Genomic DNA, 2147 nt, shown 5'->3' with positions numbered 1-2147 from the left:
GGCGGCCGGCACCGCGGTGGTCGTACTCGCCGGCGCGGCCGCGTTCGCCGTCTCCGCGGCAGCGGTGCTCGACGATCCGCAACTGGTGGGTCGGATCCTCGGCGCGGGCGCGTGGCAGCTGCCCGCCGCGCTGCTGTTCGTCGGGGTCTCCGTCTGCCTGTTCGGCGCGGCCCCGCGACTGCAGGTCCTGGCCTGGGCTCCGTTCGCCCTCGCCGTCGTCGTCACCCTCATGGGCCCCACGCTCCGACTCACCGAGGCGCAGATGCGCCTGTCGCCGTTCGGCGCGGTGGGCACCGCCCCCGCCGGCCCCGTCGACACCGCGGGCGTCATCGTCCTGCTCGTGGGCGGCGCCGTGTTGGTCGCCGCCGGGCTCGCCGCGTTCCGGCGCCGCGACGTGCCCCGGCCCTGACCGCCCGACCCGGTGCGGGGACAGCCCGCCTCGGGGTCCGCCCGCCCCGGCGCGGCGTCCACGCCGACCTGACAGACTGACGGGCACTGCCGCCGGCGCCGCCGGCCGGACGCGAACCAGGGAGGAACCGATGTCGGACCAGGTCGATCGAGACGCGCTCGCCGCCGCACTTGCGGTGGTCGGGGAATGGCCGGTGGACACCGTCTCGGCCGCGGTCGTCGGACCCGACGGCGCGCTCGCGACGCACGGCGACGACAGTCGCGTCTACCGCCTCGCCTCGGTCACCAAGCCGCTCGTCGCCACGGCCGCCCTGTTGGCGGTCGAGGAGGAGGCGATCGGCCTCGACGATCCCGCCGGTCCCGAGGGCTCCACCGTGCGGCACCTGCTCGCGCACGCCTCCGGACTCGACTTCGCCGACAGGGACGAGGTCCGCACCGCGCCGGGCCGGCGACGCATCTACTCGTCCGCCGGGTTCGAGGTGCTGGCCGACCACATCGCCGACGCCACCGGGATCGACTTCCCCGAGTACCTCCACGAGGCCGTGTGCCGGCCGCTCGGGATGGAGTCCACCGCCCTCGAGGGCTCGGCCGGGCACGGCGCCTCCGCCAGCCTCGCGGACCTCGTGCCCTTCGCGCGCGAACTCGTCGCGCCGCGACTGCTGGCCACCGAGACCCTCGCCGAGGCCGTGACCGAGCAGTTCCCCGGGCTCGACGGGATCGTGCCCGGGTACGGGATGCAGAAGCCGTGCCCGTGGGGGCTGGGGTACGAGTTGCGCGGGGACAAGGACCCGCACTGGACCGGTTCGCGGAACTCGGCCGGGACGTTCGGCCACTTCGGGCAGTCGGGGACGCTGCTGTGGGTCGACCCCGCGCTGTCCGCGGCGCTGGTCGTGCTCACCGACCGCGACTTCGGCGACTGGGCCAAGCCGCTGTGGCCGGAGCTGTCCGACGGCGTCGTCGAGGCGCTCGGGCGGTAACCGCGCCGCTGCCGGTGCCCGGGTCCGGCCCGGGCGGATCGATGAGCCGTCCGGTGGGCTGGCCGACACGCCGAGGGGCCGCCCGGCGTCGGAATCACGGTGCTGTAACTTTGCTGAGAGTCCAGAAGTGTCACTGGTGTAATCCGGTCACTTCAGGCACAGTAGAAACCAACAACAACACAAGCCACATCATTCACACGATTTCGTGAGGTCGTTGGGGAAGACGTCCCTCAGTGAGTCGGGAGTGAAGTGATGTCTGACCATAACCATTTCGCGGATACGACGACCGGCGTGGTGTTCATCCATGCCGCGCCGACCGCGCTGTGTCCTCACGTCGAGTGGGCTCTGGCGAGCACGCTCGACGCCAACTCGGCCATGCGCTGGGAAGACCAGCCGGCCCAGCCGGGCGCTCGCAAGGCGATCGTCGACTGGATCGGTCCGGTCGGCACCGGCGCACGGCTGGCCGAGTCGTTGGCCAAGTGGTCGATGCTGTCCTTCGAGGTGACGGAGGACCCGAGCGACCTCGTCGACGGCGAACGCTTCTCGCACACGCCCGAGCTCGGCATGTGGCGGGGGCAGACCGGTGCGAGCGGTGACGTCGTCATCAGCGAGAACCGGCTGCGCCACCTCATGAAGGCCGGCCCCGCCGCCTTCCACGCCGCCGTCGAGGCGGAGCTCGGCACCCCGTGGGACCGCGCGCTCGAGCCGCTGCGCGGCCACCCGGCCGCCTCCGAGGTCACCTGGCTCTCGCGCGTCGGCTGA

2 protein-coding genes and 1 pseudogene are annotated in these 2147 nt (G+C 72.9%); all 3 read left to right on the top strand.

The genetic code is table 11. The annotated features are described in order from the left end of the window. Window positions 1-409 (top strand): annotated as a pseudogene (locus HMPREF3086_RS18955) (hypothetical protein); the annotation flags it as partial. A gap of 130 nt (window positions 410-539) precedes the next feature. Further along, window positions 540-1385 carry a serine hydrolase domain-containing protein gene (locus HMPREF3086_RS09130; RefSeq protein ID WP_070721479.1) on the top strand — a complete coding sequence of 282 codons (846 nt, stop codon included), beginning with the start codon at window positions 540-542 and terminating at the stop codon, window positions 1383-1385. Between the two features lie 252 nt (window positions 1386-1637). After that, window positions 1638-2147, top strand: a complete 510-nt coding sequence (locus tag HMPREF3086_RS09125; protein WP_043567216.1) for a DUF3145 domain-containing protein — start codon at window positions 1638-1640, stop codon at window positions 2145-2147.

The organism is Dietzia sp. HMSC21D01, assembly GCF_001815995.1.
Classification (GTDB): Bacteria; Actinomycetota; Actinomycetes; order Mycobacteriales; family Mycobacteriaceae; genus Dietzia; species Dietzia cinnamea.
The sequence above is the reverse complement of the archived record's forward strand: the minus strand, read 5'-3'. Positions and strand labels throughout refer to the sequence as shown.

What these genes read in the sequence shown, in the direction of transcription:
- HMPREF3086_RS09130 (WP_070721479.1), top strand. Translation starts at nt 540, where the DNA reads ATGTCGGACCAGGTCGATCGAGACGCGCTCGCCGCCGCACTTGCGGTG.
- HMPREF3086_RS09125 (WP_043567216.1), top strand. Translation starts at nt 1,638, where the DNA reads ATGTCTGACCATAACCATTTCGCGGATACGACGACCGGCGTGGTGTTC.